This is a genomic window from Aeromicrobium sp. PFPM2_SD2 (assembly GCF_057364525.1).
This window is the reverse complement of sequence record NZ_JBNFNZ010000832.1, coordinates 1-467: the sequence shown is the minus strand read 5'-3', so window position 1 is coordinate 467 and position 467 is coordinate 1. Positions and strand designations below refer to the sequence as shown.

General features: G+C 75.6%; 1 pseudogene. It reads right to left on the bottom strand.

Going from position 1 to position 467, the window contains the following annotated elements:
• Positions 1–467: pseudogene (locus AC2W7G_RS18365) on the bottom strand (energy-coupling factor transporter transmembrane protein EcfT); the annotation flags it as partial.

Here is a 467-nt window from a genome sequence, read left to right as displayed (position 1 = left end):
CGCCGGGCGGTGCGCACGCGCTGCACGCTGTCGGCCAGCTGCGGGAAGACGGTCATCGCCACGACGAGCGCGGTGCCGACCTCGTAGAGCGCCGGCGGCAGCGACGCCAGCAGGCGGCGCGGGTTGGCCAGCGTGTTGGCCGCCCCGACGCACAGCAGGATCGCCGCCAGGCGCAGGCCGTCGTAGAGCCCGGCGAGCACCGAGGCCGTCGAGACCGGCCCGAGCAGGCTCACGCCGGCGGCCCAGTCGGGCAGCGGCACCTCCGGCAGCGTGAACAGGTACGGCTCGCCGAGGTCACCGCCGAGGACGACCCGGAAGAACACCCGCAGCGCGACGACCAGCAGCGCGAGGTAGACGTAGTACGTGAAGCCCAGCGCCCACGGCGCCTCGCCGCGCCGGGCGGCGACGACCAGGCCCGCGCAGAGCACGACCACGAGCAGCAGCCACGGGCTCGTGGTGCGCGAGGC